Raw genomic sequence first — 19,760 nt, forward strand, 5'->3', positions numbered from 1 at the left:
AATATTTTAGTCCTCTTTAGAGCGGTTCACGGGCGGGAATGCCCGTTAGCGATGAAAGAAACAATTTGTCTGTTAGGAGGACTTTCGCTACTCGCGGTGGGAATTGATTCCCAAGCGGATTTTGCGACTGCTGCAAGATGTAAGAAAGGGGAAGGATTTTTTTTCTACCTTTTCCCTTTTCCCCGGAACGTAAACAAATGCTTATGCTCCTACTCCTGCTACTTTTGAGTACCGATACCGTCGCAGATATGCTTATCGCTCTCGTCTAACTTTTTCTCTGTATTCGTCCGCAGATAATCCCGCAGCAAATCGCATCCGTATATCTGTAAGTCTTCTGACGGCAGTACAACTTTATTGACATTCCACAGCATTACTGTGTTATCACTACTGGCAGAAGCAACAGTCTGACTATCTTGACTAAAAGCAATATCATTGACCTCATCGGTATGAACGTAAAAAGTATTCAGCAGTTTGCCATTCCGATTCCAAAGCTTGACGGTTTTATCAGCACTTGCTGAGGCAATTGTCTTACCATCTGGGCTAAAAACAACTGCATTCACCGACTCATTGTGTTTCTGTCTGAACAGAAAAGTCGGCGAAATCCCATCCAGTTTCCAGAGTGCAACAAAGTTGTCGGCGCTACCAGAGGCAATCAGCTTACCATCAGGACTAAATGACATATTGTTAATAACCGAACCGTTATGCACTGTCAGATTTCGCAGCAAATGACCGTTGCGATTCCATAACTTGATGCTATTGTCGGCACTTCCACTGGCAATTAGCTTACCATCTGCACTAAAGGCAATGGTTGTGACTTTATCGGTATGTCCTTTTAGAACTTTTAGCCGTGTCCCATCTCGCCGCCAAAGTTTAACAGTTTTGTCGTCGCTTGCCGAGGCAATCACTTGACCATCTGGGCTAAATAACACCTGATTTACCTGGTCAGCGTCAAAGATCGGTTTTTGTAACCGAATCCCATCTCGGTTCCAAAGCGTGATTTTTTTGTCTCGACTCCCTGTGACAATAGTTTGACCATCCGGGCTAAACGATACATCATTAACTTTGTCAGTTTGGGGAATGGTCACTAGCAATCTACCGTTTGACTGCCACAGTTTTACAGTCTGGTCGTCACTGGCAGAAGCAATTAACCGCTTTTCCTTGTCTCTATCAGGACTGAAAGCAACTGCGTTTACGGGTTTTTGATGCCCAAAGAGAATCTTCACGAAGGGTGTCTCACACTTCCAGAGTGCGAGCGTTTTGTCTTCGCTAGCTGAAACAATCGTTTGACCATCAGGACTAAACGCTACATCTGTGACCTTATCACCATGTCCGAACAGAGTTGCCAGCAAAGTGCCATCCAGGTTCCACTGTTTCACAGTTCCATCCCAACTGGCAGAGGCAATGGTTTGACTATCAGGGCTGAAAACCACTCCTGTTACTTGATCGGAATGTCCATCAAAGGTTTTCACGAAAGTACCATCTGACTTCCACAGTCTAATCGTATTATCATCGCTAGCAGAAGCAATCCACTGACCGTCTGGGCTGAAGGCAACGGCTTTGACCTGTTTTTGGTGTCCAGTCAAGGTTTTGACTAAGGTGCCATCTGGCTGCCACAGTTTCACTGTTCGATCGTCGCTGCCTGAAACAATTAGTTTACCGTTCGGGCTGAAGGCGACTGCTTGTACCTTATCACTATGTCCTTTCAAAGTTTTGACTAAGGTGCCATCTGGCTGCCACAGTTTCACTGTTCGATCGTCACTGCCTGAAGCAATCAGTTTACCGTCCCGGCTGAAAGCGACTGCTTTGACCCTATCTTGATGTCCAGTCAAGGTTTTGAGCAAAGTTCCGTCTCTCCGCCACAGTTTGATAGTTTTGTCCACACTCGCTGAGGCCATCAGTTTCCCATCCGGGCTAAAGGCTACCGAGTAGACTGAATCCTTATGGTCAGTAAGAGTCTTCAGGAGTTTGCCATCCCGATTCCAGAGTTTGACTGTATTATCATCACTACCGGAAGCTATCATTTGACCATCGGGGCTAACGGCAACAGTAAACACCGTTGCCTGATGCCCAGAGAAGCGATGATATTGTCTCGACCCAAACACGGTCTTCTGAAGTACACCGTCAACCTCTTGTGTAAGCTCAGTGCTTGCCCCTTTGAGATTTTGTAGTAATCCCTTCGCCTTAAGTGCTACTAGCAGAGCATCTAATCTTTTATTGGAAGCAAAGAGCGCATCCGAATATCTAGCCAGTGCCTTAACTTCGGCTTCGTTTGCTTTATTCTGGAGTTGGCTGGCTTTTATAGACTGATAGAAAGAAATCCCTCCCAACACCGTGGCAATGGCAAATCCCATACTTACAGCACCGAGGAACATTTTCTGCAAACGCAACAATGCTTGTCTGTTTTTTTCAGCTTCCTGGGCTGCGATGATAGCTTTATAACTTTCATCGATAAATGTCTGCTGTAAACCTGTAGGGACAGGCTGTTTGTTTTGGGCTAAAGCCGTTTTTAACCAGTTTTGGGCAGCAGCAAACTCTTTCCCCCGCAACAGCAAATCAGCGCTTCGATCTTTCTCCTGCCATTCGATCGCCCTGTGCAACCATTTAGTATGACTATGGACGTACTCTCGGTCAGTATCCAGGCTTCTGAGCAACTGGTTAAAATTAGCATTAAAATCCCGCTCATTCTGATTAAAATCAATCCACTGCACCTTAGCTAACTCTGGATGCAAATCACCCGGATTTACCTCTCGATGCAACACCGTTACAAAGCGTTTATTCAACGAAGCTGCATACTCGACTTCATCCTTACAATAAGGCGAGTTCACAGAACGGGGCGAAAGAATAAACAAAAAGTTGTCACAAGCTTTAATTCCCCGATAAATCTCTTGCTGAAAATCACTCCCCGAAGCAATACTTTCTTGGTCAAACCAAGTAGTTTTCCCCTGCATTTGTAAGGTATCATTCAGCTTTCGGGCAAAGTCTGAATCCGCACGGGAATAAGAGATAAATATATCGATCGACTCTAAAGGCGGTTGTTGCAGACTTTGAGTAATGAATTCTTCTTGTAACTCTATGGGTCGATGCTGCGTTCTTTTTTGTGCTACTTTTAGCCATGTCTCGGCACTCCGCAAATTATAGCCGCGTAGCAGAATGCTGGGATTTTCGTTTTGTCGCTTCCACTTGAGCGCTTTGGTTAGCAAAACCTTATGTTCGTTATAGTACGCTGCGTCCTCATGCAGAATTTTTAATAGTTGGCTTTCATCAAGTAGATAATCGTCTTCCAATACATTGTCGGTCAGGTTAATATACTGCAATGAATGTAGTGCGATCGGCACCTGATCCGGATCAGTTTGGCTCACCAATACAGGTATAATTCGCTTATTCAGCGACACAGCTAAGTCCAATTCTCGCTGACAATAACTCGATTTAACCGCATCTGGCGACAGCAAAAACACCAAGTTATCCGCTTGTTCAATCCCTCGCTTAATCGCTTCGTCAAATGCTTCCCCAGTTTGAATATCAGTTTTATTAGTCCAAACGGTAATACTTTCTCGCCGTAAACTATTGCGAATCTTCTCCATTATTGCCCGATCTTCATCGGCATAAGAGATAAACACTTGAGTCATCAAGTTGTTGGCATTCTTGATACTTTCGGTAATATATTCGCAATGGAGTTCTGAGGGGGTGCAGGGAGCTTGCTCCTCCTTAAATCTTTCCTTCAACCATTGTTCAGCCTCTTCCCGTTCTTCACCAATTAACAAATATTGTGACTGCTTTTGATGACGCTCCCATTCCAATGCTTTCGCTAACAAAACTGTGTGCTGATGCACGTAGAGCTTCTGTCTCTCTAAGATGGCAAGTAATCCCTGAAAAGTTGGTTCAAAATCATCAATATTTTCCCGAAGGTAAACCCAGTTAATTTTGCCAATCTCTGGGTGCATATTCGCAAAGCTAGAATGTTTCCCCTGCGCCTTGTAAACTTCCCATTCTTGTTCTGTGCCAAATGGAAACCTTTGTTGCCAGGTTTCTTTGCTAAGAAGCTCTACGTGCAGTAGGGGAACGATCCGTTTTTTGCGCTTGAGTGCTAATTCAATCTCTTTGAGGCAGTAGGGAGAGTTGATCGAGTGTGGTGCAATGATGAACAGGAAGTTATCTGCCTTTTCAATACCGTCATCAATCTGGTTTTGATAATCTACCCCCAGGGGAATGTCGTCAAAATCAAACCAAACTTCTAATCCTTGCTCTACTAGGCGAGAGTTGAGTTTTTTGGCAAAAGCTTTGCTATCGGCTCGACCGTAGGAGATGAAAACATCCTGAAATTTATTCATGGTAGATTCCCATTGCTAACGAACGACTTGATTTAATCGCTGTGAGTCGAGGGATTTTTACAGACAAAACTTATTATTTTTCAAAAAGCAATTGATAAGAGCATCCCTCGCTAGATAGATTTATCTAGATATAATTAAATTTTATTCCTTTGTCAGCGATCGCGCAACCTTGAACCGCCGTAGGCATCGCCTGATTTCGACGGCAAATCCACATTTAGGTTAATTTGTCAATACCTAAGTCACTTAAATAACAGAGTTAACAATAATCACCCATAACGCAACACACAAAACCAGAGTAGCTAGATGTTGAGGAAACAAACATTTAAAAGATTGACGGGCAATTTTTTGGGTTAATATTACCGAACAAATCACCGAAAATATCAACGTCACTCCTTGTAAAAAAGCGATCACAGCTGGATGAGCAACTATTATAGGTAAACCTTCACCATGCAAACCAAAAGTTGCTAAACTCACTGGCAAAATGCGTCCAGCTTCCCCTAAACCTAACCGCAAATAATGGGCTAAATTTGCCCCTAAAACTAACGGTAAATAACCGTAAGCTAACTCTATAAAAGAGCGAGGTTTAATAAAGTTTTGCGTCCTCGATACACTCCACCAAATCACCAACTTGATCCACCCATAAGCAACAAAGGTAACTAATACTGGTAGGAGTAATGCTGCTAATGAAAATCCTAAATGAGTCCAAAATTGAGTTAAATCTAAATTTAATCCCAACCAAACATTTATCTCCGGTAAACGATGCAGAAAAACACCACCTAATAACAACATTAACAAAGCTACTTCATAGGTGTGAGGAGTGTGAGTTGTCCAAAGTTCAATTCCGGGAGGACGCAAATTGAATTCTACGGAACGATGAGGACAAGCTTTTAAACAAGTCATGCACAAAACACAATCTTTGTTATCTTCTAATTGTGCCGGATGGGAATATAAAGGACAGCCATTTGTCGCTAAACCTTCTCCTTTTTGCGGCCCACCTTTATAACATTGATAAGTAGTACATTCTGCCGAACAAGTTCCTTGTTGCGCTCGTAATTCGGTCATTGACAGTTTAGCAAATAAGCCATTCATTCCCCCGATCGGACAAAGATAGCGACACCAAAATCTTCGTTCAAAAATAGCAGAAAATATCATCGCTCCGGCTGTAATTAATAACAGTAAACAAGCGGAAAGATAAGCAGTATTTTCTAAATTCCAGAGTTCTTCCCACAAGAAAATTAAGGCAAATAAGCCAAATAAAAACCAACCTCCCCATTTTTCTGCTGACTGTCTAGGCCAACGTTTTAGTTGTCTAGGCCATAACCATAAGGATAATTTTTGGGTAATTTCTCCATAAATCATGAAGGGACAAACCGCGCACCACAAGCGTCCGACAAAGGGAAATCCTATTAATATTAAAGGCCACCACCAAGCCCAAAATAAGTTTAAAGCAAAGTTTTCTTGACGATTTTGGGGGGCTAGAAATAGGATAGCTACAACAAAGGCGAAAAAGCTAAAAGTAAACCAATAATTTATGCGATCGGGCCACCAAGAACTACGTAAAAATTGCCTTAACCAAGGATAAGCATTTAATAGATTAACTCGAAATGCTTTCTTCTTAGTTTGGGCTGACCAAAACACTTCTTCTGTTAATACTTTGGTGCCGGGAGATTGCACGATCGCTCTTTGCACCAAACTCTCTAATTCCCGCAAATTTCCCGGAAAATCATAAGACTGTAACCTGCGTAAAGCTTCCTCTGTAATTTCCGGGTTCGGAATACCTTTAGCGCGGCTAAATAACCGCATATAATATTCTACTTGGTCACTAATATCCGCTTTTCTGACTCGCAAAGGAGGAACTTTAATTAAATGCTTGACTAAGCGATCGATAGTTGGCAATGTCCTTTCCGAAATCATCACAATTTTAGCCTGACACTCTATTTCTAAAGTGGCTGTTTCTAATTCCTGAACACCTACAGGCGTGAATGTTTTAGTTTCCAATAAATGAGCAATTTTCGGAATTAATGCTTGGGGGATCTCTTGAATATTGTTAAGCAGTAAAGTTCCCCTTCCCAACCATTCAATTAATCCCGGTTTACCGCCAGCCCGACCAAACAAATCTACCCCACTGGCTTGTAAAGTGCTACAATCTAACTTAATCATTGGTTCCCGTCTTTGAGCCGAACCAAAATGAATTAAAGCGGCAATATTATCTTTTTCTAAACCTGGTTCACCGAAAATTAAAACCGAACCCATATCATTAGCTGCTTGTTTAATTTGTTGGCGCAACCTTTCCGCATAACGACTTCTTCCCACAACCCCACGTTTAGCCTTTGTGATTAAATAAGGACGTAAAATTGTTTGACGTTCTTGCTCATAAGTTAACTGCGAAGAAAGCTGCACCAATTCCATCGCTAATTTCGGGGTAAAAGCTTGGCTAATTTCGGGATATGCAGCTAATAACTCCTGAAATTTTTGAGCTGGAATAAACCATAACTCACATTCACTCAAAGCTATAATAGTCCTTTGAGTTAACTGCCCGAATAGTAGTTCTTGTAAATGAATTATGGCACCGGGAAGTAAACTAATCGCCCAAACCGAATTAGTTTGATTAATGCGATCGCCCTCTAGCCTCCCTTGTTTTAAAATATAAAGACCATCAGGTGTAGTATTTTCTTGTATAAAACGAGTCTGCGCCGGAATCACCTTTTCTTCTAAAACTTCTGCGATCGCTGCCAACGCATTTTCAGATAAAACACCTAATTCTGTACGTTCCTCCAACCATATCACTCTCTCTGGATATCTCATAAAATCTACTCCCAGCAAAGCTTTTTAATTTAAAACTATGTCTCAACAAATAATCGATCTTTGGGTTCCCCTAACACTTTTAAGTCTAATTGTTTTAGCGGCAATTTTCTTCAGTCGCAGCAGTTAATAAAAGGCAGAAAGCAGAGGGGAGAAGAATTCAAAACTCACCCAGTCCCAAGTCCCCAGTCCCCAATCCCCAATCCCCCATAAAGTCATGAAAAAAACTTTTTTAGCTATAACAACTTTGGGTTTTCTCCTCACAGTAATTCTTGCCCTAAGTAAACAACCAAATGTCAGTTCAGCACAATCAGCCGGAAACAGTTTTAAACTTGCTTTGCCGATCGACTGTACATTAGGTAAAGACTGCTTTATTATGCACTATTTAGACCGTGACCCCAGTTCCGCAGCCATAGATTTTGCTTGTGGTCAACTTACCTACGACACTCATAATGGCACAGATTTTGCGATTCCAGACGAACGGGCAATGGCAAAAGGTGTAGCAGTCAAAGCAGTTGCTTCCGGGAAAGTCTTACGAGTACGCGACGGAGTTCCTGATATTCGGGTAGCAGACCAAACGGACAAAAGCAGAGTTCAAGGTATAGAATGCGGTAACGGCGTAATTATAGATCATAGTAACGGTTGGCAAAGTCAGTATTGTCATCTTCGTAAAGGTAGCATTGCCGTCAAACCAAATACATCTGTGGCATCGGGTGCAGTTTTAGGTATGGTGGGAGAATCGGGTTTAGCTTCTTTTCCTCACGTCCATTTAACAGTTCGCTATCAGGATAAAGTTGTAGACCCTTTTGTTGGTACTGGTAGTACTCAAGGTTGTAACGTGGCGCGTCAATCTTTGTGGCAACAACCTTTAGAATATGTTCCTACAGGTTTGATTCGCACAGGTTTTGCTACCAAACAACCAACAATGGCAGAAATTTGGCAAGGACAGTTGGCAGAAACAACCTTAGCTAAAAATGATCCGGCATTATTGTTTTGGGTGCAAGCTTTTGGAGTACGTCAGGGGGATGAAGAACAGTTTCGGCTGATAGCACCTGATGGTAAAGTGTTGATCGATCGCAAACAACCACTAAAATCAACTAATCGCGTTTGGTTGAGTTACGTTGGTAAGAGGAACTCTGCCAATCAACCTTTAATTCCCGGCGTTTGGCGTGGAGAGTATCGCCTGCTAAGAGGTAATAAAGTATTGATTGAAAGCATCAGACAAGTGCAGTTGCGCTGAGATAATGGAAAAGTAAGGATTCTGAGTAACAATGAGTATCGCTACTTTTCTCAATTCTGGGCGACGACTGTTTAGCTGGCTAATCTTGTTAGTAGCTACCCTCAGTTGCCTATTTCTCTTGGGAACACCCTCAGCAAGTGCGGGTATCAATGATGATAACTATGAGGGTAATATTTTCGTCCTTTATGGCGGAAATGGTTCTTTAGTACCGCCAAAGGTAAAGTTAGCAGAGTCCTTAAAACGAGATAATCCGACTCTGTTAGTGTATTACGCCGACGATAGTAAAGATTGTAAGCAATATGCGATCGTAGTTTCCCAACTACAAGCATTTTACGGTCGAGCCGCAGATTTTATCCCCGTCAGCGTCGATTCTATCCCCGCTAAACCCAACTACGCACCCACAGAAGTTGGTTATTATTACAAAGGTTTTGTTCCCCAAGTCGTTCTACTTGACAAGTCAGGTAAGCAAGTAATCAATGAAAAAGGACAAGTACCCTTTGAAAAAATCGATGATGCCTTTCGGGAACTGTTTAACTTGCTACCTCGTACCGAGTCTAAGGAGTTAAAGCCAAAAGCTTTCAACGAGTTCAACAGTGAGTTAACTAATTGATATCATGTCCGGTTGATTAGACATAATGTAGAGACGTTATATATAACGTCTCTACATTATTTTGGGTTGAGGATAGTATGGTTGATTAACCGCACACAAAAGGATGAAAAACTCCTCTCAACAAACAGGTTGTTAAACATGAAAATCTTGACAACTGAAGATATAGAGTTACACCAAGAAGTGTAGAAATACAGCCGTTGGTGTGTAAAATCTTCCCTTTGGCAAAATCAAGACAAAAAAGAGACAACAACAGCACCTCAAAATAGCCAAGCTTCAGGGGGCGACAACGAAGCTAAAGAGGTTAAGCTATCCATTAGCTGATTTTGCTCACACTTCTTGAGAAGTAGAAAAAAGCAGATGATTTCCAATTTCTGCTTAGACTTTAACAACACAAACAACCACACAAAAAGGAGAAAAATAATGGCAGATAGTAACGATTGGGCGAATGGGGCACCCGCCGATAACGGTGGAGCAGGTCAACCATTGGGTGATGGCATTCCGAATGGGGATGAAGCAACTCTGGCAAATCTGATCAATCAATACCGGATGCAAAACGGACTCGCTGCGATACCTATTTCCAAATCTCTGACTCAAGTAGCTCAAGCTCATGTGAGAGACCTCTCTGAGAATCATCCCGATCAAGGTACAGATGGACGTGGCTATAGCTGTAATTTACATAGTTGGTCAGCCCAGGGAAACTGGAGTCCGGTTTGCTATACAGATGATCATCAGTATGCTCAAGGTATGTGGAGTAAGCCTGGTGAAATCACAAATAATGCTTATTCAGGAAATGGTTATGAAATTGCATTCGTTTCGTCTGAGCAAGTTCAGCCTGAAGCAACCTTAGCTAGCTGGCAGAGTAGTTCTGCTCACAACGCTGTTATTCTGGAAGGCGATATTTGGGCAGGTAAAAATTGGCCTGCATTTGGCGTAGGGATTTATGGAAACTACGCAGTAGCTTGGTTTGGCGATAATCCAGAGAATTAATCCCAACAGCGGGATTTCCAAATTATTAGTAAAGGATAACCAAAAAATATGAGTTGAGAGGTTAAACTTGCAGTTAAACCAACTGAATGGTGTGCTCATGACAAAGGTTTACACCACCCAGGATCTAATAACAATTTTGGCGCACGAGCGTCAAGCCTGTCTGACGGGACAGCGCCTTAGCTTGAGTGCGAAACCTTCGGGAAACCCTTTAATAGACAGATTTTTGAAAACGGAGGGAGTGCAAAAGTTTACAGCTTATCAAGATTTTAAAGCTACTATTCATCATTACCAAAGACAACATGGAGTTTCTGGTATTGTTTGGCGAGAGATTGTGATTCATGGCAAGTCTCTGCGCTTTCCAGAAGTTGACTCTAACTTAATTGCTTTACCAAGTGATGTGGAGATTTTAAAAGCTGCTAAACCCTCCATACTGAAATTTTGGCATGAAGTAACATCCGCTATGGATCTTTATCTGAGTGTCAATCATGGTAAAGACTATCGTGCGATCGCTCCCGCTGATGTGGGTAGAATCGCATATAGGACAGAATGGGCTAATCTTTGCAAATGGGAAAAGTCCGACTTTCTGGAAATTCTCTTGCAGTTAGGATGGGGAAACCCAGAGGAAGCAGCTTACAAACGAGGATGGCCCACTTCCGGTAGTGAGTATATCCATGCCGTAAAACCTGGTCATCGTCCAATTTGTTAATTTACAGGACTTACGCAACTGGCACAATTAGTAGGGTGGGTCAGACACTCAAATTCTGATGCTGTCGATCGAATTTATCTTCTGACGCACCCTACAACTCTGATGTTTCATCCTTCTTTGTTGTTATCTCATAGCAACCTTTAAGATAGATATTCATATTTGAGAAATTTATACCTTTAGATTGCGAAATTGCTCATCTATAATTGTTAGTATAAATATAGAAATTGCTAAAGAAAAGTCTTTCTTAAGTGTGGTGAAGAGTGAAAAAGCTACAGATGTAAGGACGCTTTACTAATCGTGTCTACATCTGAGGTAAACGATGTTTATTTGTAGCACAAATCAATCCAACCAATATCACACCAGAGAATAAAGCTATGCAAACTATCGCCAAAATTGCTTCCCTTCTGGGAATGTCTGCTTTAATTGTAGGGATTCCTCTTGTTGCTAATGCACAGGTTGTGCCAAGATCGAGAATTCAAATCGATCCCGCTGTTGTAGAGGATTTGGAAATTAATCGATACAACTTTAGTCAATTTAGTGAAGCTGAGGTTACTTACGGTCTTTATCAACCAGCTTATGGTGCTGTTGCCTATAACACTCAAACTTTACCTATAGGTGTTGGCGGCCCAGATTTAGAAGAAACTTGGCCTGATACCTATGTTGTTAAATTAGGCGAAGGACAAGTAGTAACACAACCAAATTATAGACAAGGAGACAATTTTCTGCAAGTAGAAGTGTTAAGATTTTGAACTCTCAAGCTAGGTGGGAAACCCCTAAATTGATTTCTGTGATTATTGGGGTTTCCTTTTAACATTTGGTTCTGGTGTTTTAGTTGTTTCGTTATCTTGTCTATTTTTTGATTTTTTTAGGAAGATAATTAGATAGAAGATCGTGGCTGCGATCGCACAACTTACTAAAGTGTATAAAGGATTTAATGTATAATTAAAAACTGGATAAGCAGGTAAAGCAGAATTAATGGGATTAACTAACAAAATAGTAAATAAATTATTCGCCGCATGAACTCCTAAAGCAAGTTCTAAACTATTATCTTTAATAGTAACGATGGCTAAGAAAAAGGCTAATCCTAAGTAAAAAAGAGCTAAAATAAAAAAATTTGATTCTACTTCGGGATTTCCTAAATGGATAGCAGCGAAGATTAATGATGAAAAGCCAATAGGAATCCAGCGTATACGAGTAATTAAGCTAGCTGTTTGCATTAAATAGCCTCTAAAAAAAAGCTCTTCAACGCTAGTTTGGATGGGAGTTAAAAGTAAGGCAAAAGGGAGAAATAGGAAAAATTTACTTGGGTTATAACTAAACTCATAACTCTGGGGGAACAGTGCATATTCGATCGCGCAAGCAATACCCAGAAGAATCAACCACAGCAAAAATCCCTGGACAATTCTGGAAATTTTTACTTGACTTCTGGGAGTAATTAAACTAATGAATTCTCGCTGATGTATAAACCTAACTGCAATATACAAAGCAAGTAGAAAAACAATAAAAGCAAAATTAATTACTAAATAAGTCCATAATAAATCTATTCCGTCAAACCGATTTAGTTCTGAGTCAAAACTTGTGCGATCGTTACCATCATAAAATACTAAAAGTATTAAAGCTAAAGCAGGTATATTACCAATCACTAACCAGGAAAATAAAATCAAAGATATTGCTGACAGGTAACGCCACCATTGGTTTTTGCCGCGCTTAGCTAAAAATAAGTATCTATCTGCCATTATTTTTACAAGTATGTTTTACCAAAAAAATATCATAACTAATAACATTTTTCTACATCTATAATAGGATTGACGTAAGATTATCTGTGTGATACCAAATGAAAATCCTTATGGCTCGGATAGTTTGCCGAGTAGTTAAAGCAACACTAGGGGGAGTTTCGCTAATTTTATTACAGAGTTCGTCCCTATTAGCAAATCCTATTCCTTATCAGGTAACTAACGGTTTATATCGTTCCAGTTCTGAAGATTTCTTTGACCAAGGAAAGCGTCAATTTGAAAAAGAAATCCAGATTTTAATGCGACAACTACTGAGCGAACCTGAGTCACTGTTAAATATTAGTGATGAAGTCGAAATCAAAGAGGAAGAAGTTTTAGAAAAACCTAATTTATCCCCAAATAATTCTGTTAATAATAAAAGTGAGAGGTAATTTTATGTCTAAGATTAATCTTTCGGTTCATCTCCCTTAATTAAAGCTTCTAAGAGACTTTTCTTTTGATCTGTCTCTACTAATGCTTCCAAGGTAGTGGGAATTCCTAAAGTGGTAATTACTCCTTGAGTGCTAATGGTGAAACTATTAATTAACCATTGATTTTCTCGCCTGATAATTTGCATTTTTATTGTGGCTGAGCCTTTTTCAAAATCTGCTTCAGCAACATAGTTACCTAAAGCGATTTTGCCAAATTTCTGACTACTACCTAGATACATTTCTTTGCTTGATTCTGGGGAATGCCATCCTCCTACAGCACCTTTATAGGATTCTAGTTTGCCAAGTTGACGACAAAAAGCAACAATTTTTTCTGTTTCTTCCGAGTGGGATAATTCTAAAAATTGGGGTGTAGCTCTGTCGTAAAGCTTTTTAAAGTTCCAATCATTGACTGTTTCTAAAATTGCTGTATTTACATAGTCCTGTGCTTCCTCGTTTAACTCCATTGTTTGAGGCAGAGATTTAAGATATTTAGGTAGGAAGATAAATACAGCAATGACTATAGCTAAGACCGTTACTGCAATTAAAGCTATTAAAATTAAGAAAATCCCACCAGAGATCATTAAGAATTCTTTCATGGCACCCCCCTCTAATTGGACATGGTAGGGGAAAATAATAATGTTAATGGCTGACTACTTCAACGCCCAAGCTGCGATCGCCAGACAACTCCATCCTACTATAAAAGCTGCACCCCCAAAAGGCGTAATTGCTCCTAGCCACTTGATCCCGGTTAAACTCAAAGCGTACAAGCTGCCAGAAAAAATTATTACACCCAAAATAAAAGCCCAACCAGATGTTACCAGAAACGGTGTGGGTTTTTCAAATCGAGTTAGCAGCAACCCCACCAACAGCAAAGCCAAAGCGTGATACATTTGGTAACGAGCGCCTAGTTCAAAAATAGCGATCGCTCTTTCTGTAAGTTTTTCCTTCAAGGCATGGGAAGCAAAAGCGCCAGCAGCTACAGACACAGCCCCAAAAATTGCCCCAAACATTAAAAAAATCCGCATCATATTTTTTACTCACCAAGAAACGACTTCAGTCGTTACAACAAACTTGTTCGTTGTGACGACTTTAGTCGTTCTATTCTGACAAAGGAACGACTAAAGTCGTTACAACGAACTTAAATTAAGTTTATTTTATTTACGAGTTGCTTCTAGGATGCGAGAGAAGTAAAAACGAGTCTTAGTCATTGCTTGTCTTTCTATGGAAAATCCGCAACTTTCCAATATTTTCACAATCTCAACTTCTCGGTGCAAATAAGCGCGAGTTGTTTTACTAGGCCCTGGGAAAAAACTGCCTATTTTCTTCAACAAACTGAGACAAAGAGTTTTTGGTGCAAAGCTAATTATTAACCTTGATTCTGATAAAGAACTGAGATGATTAATCATATCAGCCGCTTTTTCTTGAGGATAATGAATTAATACATCCAAGCAAATTACAGTGTGATACTTGCCGCTTAATGATTCCAAATCTTGAACAGCAAAGGTGAGATTATGATTATTTCCTAGAACTTGTTGTGCTCTATCTTTAGCTTCACCGACCATTTTTTCGGAAATATCGCTAGCATAAACTTTAGCGCCAGCTTGTGCTAGGGGAATGCTGAGGTTACCCACACCACATCCAGCATCGCAGATAGATAAATCAGTTAAATTATCATCTGCTTTTAGCCAGCTAATTACCGTATCTACAGTTTGTTGGTGTCCGTTGCGAATGTCCAGTTGGACTTTGTTAACTTCACCATCCCCGTAAATGCGTCGCCATCTGTCAAAGCCAGTAGAATTAAAGTAGTTTTGAACAATAGTTTTGTCGTCAGCTGCGTTCATGAATTTGGGTTTGCCTAACAAGTTGCCAAAATTTAATTTAACATAATTGTGGTCAGCCAAAACCATAATATAAAATCTTGGTTAACAGTTAATCAACTTCAAGTAAATTTTATGGCAGATATCAACAGCAATCTATTTAAAATTCGACCCATGACTCAGGCTGATTTAGAATTATCCTTAGAATGGGCAGCAGCAGAAGGTTGGAACCCAGGAATTTACGATGCAGAAGCATTTTATGCAGCCGATACTGGTGGTTTTTTAATAGGTGAAATTAATGGCGAACCTATTAGTAGTATTTCTGCTGTTAGATATGATGACACATTTGGCTTTATTGGTTTGTATATTGTTAAACCAAATTGGCGAGGTCAAGGTTTTGGTTTACAAACTTGGAACGCAGGTTTAAAGCTATTAGAAAATAGAAATGTTGCTTTGGATGGAGTGTTAGCGCAAGTTGAAAATTATCGTAAATTTGGTTTTCAGTCAGCTTATCGTCATGTACGTTATGCAGGTTTGGGAATGGCTACAGATTATAATAAAAGTATTGTACCTTTATCCAATGTACCAATAGAAAATTTACTGAATTACGATCGCCAATGCTTCCCCACTCCCCGCCCGCAATTTCTGCAAAAATGGATTAATCAACCGGAAAATTCTGCTTATGGATTCCTCAAAAATGACAATTTATCTGGTTATGGAGTTTTGCGAAAATGTCGCAATGGTTTTAAAATTGGGCCTTTATTTGCCGATGATTTAGAAATAGCAGAGTCGCTGTTTCTAGCTTTGATTAACCATGCCCAAAATCAAGCAATTTTTCTGGATACACCAGATGCAAATCCCCAAGCTATTTTCCTAGCGCAAAAGTATCGGATGCAGCCAGTATTTGAATGCGTGAGAATGTACACTGGTGGCATACCAGAGTTTGATATTACAAAGGTTTTTGGAGTTACAACTTTAGAGTTAGGTTAAGAGTCTTTGCCAACGTAAAAGAGGTTCATTAGTTGCTTGGGATTGACTAGTTTGCCAGCGTAATAATTGATAGCCAGATTGCCCAATTATAGCTGGAATTCCCATTGCTTTGCGGGGAGAAACGGTGGCTAATGCGATCGCTTTTTCCTGAACACAAATCCCCCACCTTACCAAATTTTGTACTCCCGCTAATAACGGCAAAGTAGTCCCCGCTAGAACACCATCTGGCAACTTAGCGGTGCTATTTTTCACTTCAATTTCTCTGACATCCCAAGGATAAACACCATCAGGTAAACCTAAAGGCGAAAGTGCATCACTAACTAAAAAAATTCCCTTATCGTAATCACTAGCACGAAGCAATATTTGCATCATCGCTAAAGAAACGTGCTGTCCATCAGCAATTAAACCACATCTTACATTAGAATCAAGAATTGCTGCCCCTAATAATCCAGGTTCGCGGTGATGTAAACTTGGCATAGCATTAAAAGCATGAGTCACCATTGAAGCACCCAATTTAAAAGCCTTTTCTGCCTGATTGAATGTCGCTTGAGAATGTCCTAAACTGATGATAATTCCTAAGTCTTGTAAATAAGAAATTACTTCATCCGTTGGATCTAATTCCGGTGCTAAAGTAATAACTTTTACAACACTTGGGTAATCGCCCAAAACTCGCTTGACATTTTCCAGAGTTAAAGGCAAAAGATACTCAACCGGATGTGCCCCGCGTTTTTGGGGATTTAAAAATGGCCCTTCTAAATGAACACCCAAAACTTTGGCTGTAGGTTTATTTTCTGATTGGGAACTAACAAAATCTGCGAAAATTGCTAAACTTTGGTGAAAATTTTCCAGAGAAGTTGTCACCAAAGTTGGTAAAAAACTATCAACTCCTTGATGCCAAAGAAAATCACAAATTGCCGGAAGTTTGTCGCAATTGTCCGAATTTAATTCAGGAAATGCTAAACCAAGCGCCCCATTAATTTGTAAATCTACACCACCTAAAGAAACCCAGTCACCTGCAACATCTATAATATGTTGATTTGCTGTAGAACTTTGGGAATTAACGACACCCATTTGCTGAATTTTGGTAATCTTGCCTTGGGAGTCGATCGAGATTTTTTGTAGACCTTTGTACCCTGGAAATCTAACGTTAGTAATCTGCACCGGAAAAATCATTGGTTCTGTTTGCTACAACCTCTGTCAGAATAACTAATAACCTTTTGACTTGTCGAACTTTTGTACAATGACTGACCAACCATTAGTTGGTATTATCATGGGCAGCGATTCCGATTTACCAACTATGCAGGGAGCGATCGCCATTTGTGAAGAATTCGGTGTCACCTGTGAAGTTGCCATCGTCTCCGCCCATCGCACCCCCGATCGCATGGTAAATTATGCCCAAACAGCCGCCCAGCGTGGCTTAAAAGTTATTATCGCTGGTGCTGGCGGCGCTGCTCACTTGCCCGGAATGGTAGCTTCCCTAACTCCTTTGCCTGTAATTGGCGTACCCGTACCCAGTCGTCACCTCCAAGGCGTTGACTCGCTTTATTCCATTGTGCAAATGCCCGCTGGAATTCCTGTAGCAACTGTTGCTATTGGCAACGCCACCAATGCTGGACTCTTAGCAGTGCAAATTTTAGCCACTTATCAGCCTCAATTGCAAGAAAAAGTGGTAAATTACCGCCAAAATCTCTCAGAATCCGTAATTAACAAGCAAACCAAGCTAGATAATGTTGGTTACAAGCAATATTTGCCAGAAACACATTAGGCTGGGCACTGGGGTACGGGCGATTCATGCGCCCCTACGACTGGGGACTCGAAAGGCAGAGGAAAGTTTGAGTTAAAGAGTTTTCTTGTTCCCTAGTCCGCCCATCCCTTTGATTACCGCTAACCACCCAGAAAAATTGTATAAAGAGTTACAGAATAATTGAACAAAAAGATTGACTATAGTCAGATTTGAAACCTTAATTGCGTCGTCTGCCTAAGTAAAATCGGGGAAAAACATATATAAAACTGTTCCCCTTCAAGTTACAATCACCAAACAATTAGTCGAAAAAACCTGAGACGTTTTACACATCGGAAATAATAGTGCTGTAGTCATGCCTAAATTAGTCCTCAGAAAGAAGAGGTCGAGAGCAAAAGCTAGAAGACCATTTGCAAATAGACTGCTCGATCGAGTATTAAGCGCCAAATTTTTGCAGAAATTGCCAGCGAGAGTGAAGAGGTTGTCTCCTAGTTGGCAAGCTTGTATTCCTTTAGCTTTAATGATTGTGTTGTCTTGGGGTTACATGGCGATCGCGCAAGATGCCACACCCACTGCCACACCTACACAGCCAGGAATTGTACAAGAAGCTACTCCAACGGCATCACCTTTACCAGAAGGCACAACTGCACAAGATGGCACAGCCACTCCCACACCCGTACTCACACCCCTTCCAGTACCGGGTACAGCTACCGATCCCGCAGCAGCTAGCGCAGCGGTACCTGCTGCTGGCCCAACAACTGCCGACTTAAAAGTAGCGTTGGATACTGTCTGGGTAGTAATCGCTGCCTTTTTAGTCTTCTTCATGAACGCTGGCTTCTGTATGTTAGAAACTGGCTTTTGTCGGGAGAAAAACGCGGTTAACGTTTTAGCGAAAAACCTAATTGTATTTGCTCTTTCCACCCTAGCGTTCTGGGCAATTGGTTTTAGCTTAATGTTTGCCGACGGTAACGATTTCATTGGCGGACTAGGAGGAATGTTCCTCAATGGCGCAGATAACAGTCCCGCCACAGGAGATGCTTACAAAGGCATTTTCGGTGCTTTGAACTGGACTGGTGTACCCTTAGAAGCCAAGTTCTTGTTCCAATTAGTATTCGCTGGAACCGCAGCTACTATTGTTTCTGGTGCAGTTGCCGAAAGAATTAAATTCATTGACTTCTTAATCTTTAGTATTTTACTTGTAGGTATTGCTTACCCAATCACCGGACACTGGATTTGGGGTGGTGGCTGGTTAGCAGACATGGGTTTCTTTGATTTCGCTGGCTCCACTGTAGTTCACTCAGTTGGTGGCTGGGCAGCGCTGATGGGTGCAGCATTTTTAGGGCCAAGGATTGGCAGATATCAAAGTGGTGGAACTGTGGCTTTACCCGGTCACAATATGAGTATTGCCACCTTGGGTTGCTTAATTTTGTGGTTGGGTTGGTTTGGATTTAACCCAGGTTCGACAATGGCTGCGGATGGTAGAGCGATCGCACACATCGCCCTCACCACCAACATGGCTGGTGCTGTCGGTGGAATTGCTGCTACCATTACCGCTTGGCTGTACTTAGGTAAACCAGACCTCTCGATGATCATCAACGGGATTTTGGCAGGCTTAGTGGGAATCACAGCTTCCTGCGCCTACGTCAACATGGGCAGTGCTTTCATCATTGGCTTAATAGCCGGGGTGATCGTCGTTTTCTCCGTCACCTTCTTCGATAATCTCAAAATAGACGACCCAGTAGGTGCTACTTCAGTTCACTTAGTTTGCGGGGTTTGGGGTACATTAGCTGTTGGTCTATTTTCCGTTGGTCCTGGTGGTTATCCTTGGATGGTTGATCTGGCTGGTAAACCAGTTGGCCCACATGGACTGTTTATGGGTGGCGGCATCACCACACTTTGGCCTCAAATCCTTGGTATTCTTACCGTTGGAGGCATAACCGTTTTAATCAGTTCCATCTTTTGGATAGCACTGAAAGCTACTTTGGGCATTCGCGTATCTCCAGAAGAAGAAATCGTCGGTTTGGATATTGGGGAACACGGAATGGAAGCCTACAGCGGCTTTGTCAAAGAAGCTGGCTCTTCCAGTTTGGGAGGTAAAGCTGGAGGAATTTCTAATAATCCTGGTGGCATAACTACTAAATATTAGTTAAGCATGAACTAATTTGCAGTAAATTTATTCACCAATTGGTCAAAAACCTTCCCGTCATGATTTCAGGAAAATTTCTGAAATCATCATGGGAATTTTTATTTATAATTTATGTTTTATCTGGGTTTTTACTAAAATTACAAGCAGTAAAGATTATAAAAATTTAAATTAATTTGTGTGAGAAAACACA

16 protein-coding genes are annotated in these 19,760 nt (G+C 41.1%); 9 read left to right on the forward strand and 7 right to left on the reverse strand.

Going from position 1 to position 19,760, the window contains the following annotated elements; all coding sequences use genetic code 11:
* Window positions 1-218: 218 nt before the first annotated feature.
* Window positions 219-4,328 carry a TIR domain-containing protein gene (locus ACE1CI_RS18090; RefSeq protein WP_496615548.1) on the reverse strand — a complete coding sequence of 1,370 codons (4,110 nt, stop codon included), beginning with the start codon at window positions 4,326-4,328 and terminating at the stop codon, window positions 219-221.
* Window positions 4,329-4,571: 243 nt separating this feature from the next.
* A complete protein-coding gene (locus ACE1CI_RS18095) occupies window positions 4,572-7,133 on the reverse strand; it encodes a sigma 54-interacting transcriptional regulator (RefSeq protein WP_413265132.1) in 2,562 nt (853 codons plus the stop codon).
* A 214-nt stretch (window positions 7,134-7,347) separates the two neighbouring features.
* Between ACE1CI_RS18095 and ACE1CI_RS18100 the strand changes: the two genes are divergently transcribed.
* From ACE1CI_RS18100 to ACE1CI_RS18120, 5 genes are all read left to right on the forward strand, one after another.
* Complete coding sequence (locus ACE1CI_RS18100) at window positions 7,348-8,370, forward strand: M23 family metallopeptidase (RefSeq protein WP_413265131.1); 1,023 nt, start codon at window positions 7,348-7,350, stop codon at window positions 8,368-8,370.
* 31 nt (window positions 8,371-8,401) lie between these two features.
* Complete coding sequence (locus ACE1CI_RS18105) at window positions 8,402-8,980, forward strand: thylakoid membrane photosystem I accumulation factor (protein WP_413265130.1); 579 nt, start codon at window positions 8,402-8,404, stop codon at window positions 8,978-8,980.
* Window positions 8,981-9,400: 420 nt separating this feature from the next.
* Window positions 9,401-9,967 (forward strand): CAP domain-containing protein, encoded by a 567-nt coding sequence (locus ACE1CI_RS18110; protein WP_496615549.1) that lies wholly within the window; start codon window positions 9,401-9,403, stop codon window positions 9,965-9,967.
* Window positions 9,968-10,064: 97 nt separating this feature from the next.
* A complete protein-coding gene (locus tag ACE1CI_RS18115) occupies window positions 10,065-10,673 on the forward strand; it encodes a hypothetical protein (protein WP_413265128.1) in 609 nt (202 codons plus the stop codon).
* A gap of 374 nt (window positions 10,674-11,047) precedes the next feature.
* Window positions 11,048-11,422, forward strand: a complete 375-nt coding sequence (locus tag ACE1CI_RS18120; RefSeq protein WP_413265127.1) for a hypothetical protein — start codon at window positions 11,048-11,050, stop codon at window positions 11,420-11,422.
* Window positions 11,423-11,464: 42 nt separating this feature from the next.
* Here the strand turns inward: ACE1CI_RS18120 and ACE1CI_RS18125 are convergent, their stop codons facing one another.
* Window positions 11,465-12,409, reverse strand: coding sequence for a CPBP family intramembrane glutamic endopeptidase (locus tag ACE1CI_RS18125; RefSeq protein ID WP_413265126.1), 945 nt, complete (start codon window positions 12,407-12,409; stop codon window positions 11,465-11,467).
* Window positions 12,410-12,519: 110 nt separating this feature from the next.
* Here ACE1CI_RS18125 and ACE1CI_RS18130 point away from each other — a divergent pair, with 110 nt between their 5' ends.
* On the forward strand, window positions 12,520-12,837 hold the full coding sequence (locus ACE1CI_RS18130) for a hypothetical protein (RefSeq protein WP_413265125.1): 318 nt from the start codon (window positions 12,520-12,522) through the stop codon (window positions 12,835-12,837).
* 14 nt (window positions 12,838-12,851) lie between these two features.
* On the opposite strand, the gene ACE1CI_RS18135 is transcribed toward ACE1CI_RS18130, so the two are convergent.
* From ACE1CI_RS18135 to bchM, 3 genes are all read right to left on the reverse strand, one after another.
* Window positions 12,852-13,472, reverse strand: coding sequence for a hypothetical protein (locus tag ACE1CI_RS18135; protein ID WP_413265124.1), 621 nt, complete (start codon window positions 13,470-13,472; stop codon window positions 12,852-12,854).
* A gap of 54 nt (window positions 13,473-13,526) precedes the next feature.
* On the reverse strand, window positions 13,527-13,904 hold the full coding sequence (locus ACE1CI_RS18140; RefSeq protein WP_413265123.1) for a DUF423 domain-containing protein: 378 nt from the start codon (window positions 13,902-13,904) through the stop codon (window positions 13,527-13,529).
* 126 nt (window positions 13,905-14,030) lie between these two features.
* Window positions 14,031-14,717 (reverse strand): magnesium protoporphyrin IX methyltransferase, encoded by a 687-nt coding sequence (gene bchM, locus ACE1CI_RS18145; RefSeq protein WP_496615550.1) that lies wholly within the window; start codon window positions 14,715-14,717, stop codon window positions 14,031-14,033.
* Window positions 14,718-14,765: 48 nt separating this feature from the next.
* On the opposite strand from bchM, the gene ACE1CI_RS18150 reads away from it, so the two are divergent.
* Entirely contained in the window at window positions 14,766-15,683 is a 918-nt protein-coding gene (locus ACE1CI_RS18150) for a GNAT family N-acetyltransferase (protein ID WP_413265121.1), read from the forward strand.
* Here the strand turns inward: ACE1CI_RS18150 and nagA are convergent.
* Window positions 15,675-16,856 carry an N-acetylglucosamine-6-phosphate deacetylase gene (gene nagA / locus ACE1CI_RS18155; protein WP_413265120.1) on the reverse strand — a complete coding sequence of 394 codons (1,182 nt, stop codon included), beginning with the start codon at window positions 16,854-16,856 and terminating at the stop codon, window positions 15,675-15,677. The genes ACE1CI_RS18150 and nagA overlap by 9 nt on opposite strands.
* A 67-nt stretch (window positions 16,857-16,923) precedes the next feature.
* On the opposite strand from nagA, the gene purE reads away from it, so the two are divergent.
* Both purE and ACE1CI_RS18165 read left to right on the forward strand, forming a co-directional pair.
* Window positions 16,924-17,448, forward strand: a complete 525-nt coding sequence (purE, locus tag ACE1CI_RS18160; RefSeq protein WP_413265119.1) for a 5-(carboxyamino)imidazole ribonucleotide mutase — start codon at window positions 16,924-16,926, stop codon at window positions 17,446-17,448.
* Window positions 17,449-17,944: 496 nt separating this feature from the next.
* Complete coding sequence (locus ACE1CI_RS18165) at window positions 17,945-19,570, forward strand: ammonium transporter (protein WP_459564073.1); 1,626 nt, start codon at window positions 17,945-17,947, stop codon at window positions 19,568-19,570.
* Window positions 19,571-19,760 lie beyond the last annotated feature (190 nt).

The organism is Floridaenema flaviceps BLCC-F50 (assembly GCF_041929275.2).
Taxonomy (GTDB): domain Bacteria; phylum Cyanobacteriota; class Cyanobacteriia; order Cyanobacteriales; family Aerosakkonemataceae; genus Floridanema; species Floridanema flaviceps.